The organism is Monashia sp. HAY1-2A, assembly GCF_056755315.1.
This window is the reverse complement of record NZ_JBNDHY010000291.1, coordinates 1-1,611: the sequence shown is the minus strand read 5'-3', so window position 1 is coordinate 1,611 and position 1,611 is coordinate 1. Positions and strand designations below refer to the sequence as shown.

Sequence of the window (1,611 nt, the reverse complement as noted above, 5' to 3'; positions counted from 1 at the left end):
TTAATGGGCGAACAGCCCAACCCTTGGGACCTACTCCAGCCCCAGGATGCGACGAGCCGACATCGAGGTGCCAAACCATGCCGTCGATATGGACTCTTGGGCAAGATCAGCCTGTTATCCCCGGGGTACCTTTTATCCGTTGAGCGACGGCGCTTCCACAAGCCACCGCCGGATCACTAGTCCCGACTTTCGTCCCTGCTCGACATGCCTGTCTCACAGTCAAGCTCCCTTGTGCACTTACACTCGACACCTGATTGCCAACCAGGCTGAGGGAACCTTTGGGCGCCTCCGTTACCTTTTAGGAGGCAACCGCCCCAGTTAAACTACCCACCAGGCACTGTCCCTGATCCGGATCACGGACCGAGGTTAGATATCCAGAACGACCAGAGTGGTATTTCAACGTTGACTCCACCGGCACTGACGTGCCCGCTTCACAGTCTCCCACCTATCCTACACAAGCCGTACCGAACACCAATACCAAGCTGTAGTAAAGGTCCCGGGGTCTTTCCGTCCTGCTGCGCGTAACGAGCATCTTTACTCGTAGTGCAATTTCGCCGAGTTCGTGGTTGAGACAGTGGAGAAGTCGTTACGCCATTCGTGCAGGTCGGAACTTACCCGACAAGGAATTTCGCTACCTTAGGATGGTTATAGTTACCACCGCCGTTTACTGGCGCTTAAGTTCTCAGCGTCGCACTCGCGTGCTAACCGGTCCCCTTAACGTTCCAGCACCGGGCAGGCGTCAGTCCGTATACATCGTCTTGCGACTTGGCACGGACCTGTGTTTTTAGTAAACAGTCGCTTCTCCCTGGTCTCTGCGGCCGATCACGCTCGGGAAGCAAGTTCCGTCACGATCAGGGCCCCCCTTCTCCCGAAGTTACGGGGGTATTTTGCCGAATTCCTTAACCACGATTCACTCGATCGCCTTGGTATTCTCTACCTAACCACCTGAGTCGGTTTGGGGTACGGGCGGCTCGAACCTCGCTAGAAGTTTTTCTCGGCAGCATAGGATCACCCTCTTCCCGCATTCGCGGTCACTATCAGGTCTCAGGCTCACAACTCAATGCGGCGGTCCGGATTTGCCTGGACCGCGCCCTACACCCTTGGACGTGGACAACCATCGCCACGCGGAGGCTACCTTCCTGCGTCACTCCATCGCTTGACTACTACCCGCTCGGGCCGTGCGCTCCACACACCCGATGAGACCGAAGTCTCGGTGGGCGTGCTTCAGGCACTTAGCATCACGGGGGTCATCAGGGGCGGTTCTTCGCCGGTTCCGGAATATCAACCGGATGTCCATCGACTACGCCTGTCGGCCTCGCCTTAGGTCCCGACTTACCCAGGGCAGATTAGCTTGACCCTGGAACCCTTGGTTATTCGGCGGACGGGTTTCTCGCCCGTCATTCGCTACTCATGCCTGCATTCTCACTCGTGTAGCCTCCACGGCTGGATCACTCCGCCGCTTCCCTGGCAACACGACGCTCCCCTACCCATCAACACGCCTGGACACCGGTCCCGCAGGAGCCGGTGCCGAGCAGTATGTCAATGCCACAGCTTCGGTGGTGTGCTTGAGCCCCGCTACATTGTCGGCGCGGAATCACTTGACCAGTGAGC

At 57.9% G+C, this 1,611-nt stretch carries 1 rRNA gene; it reads right to left on the bottom strand.

The features are described 5' to 3' along the window. Positions 1-1,611, bottom strand: a 23S ribosomal RNA gene (locus ACPYOM_RS21885); the annotation flags it as partial.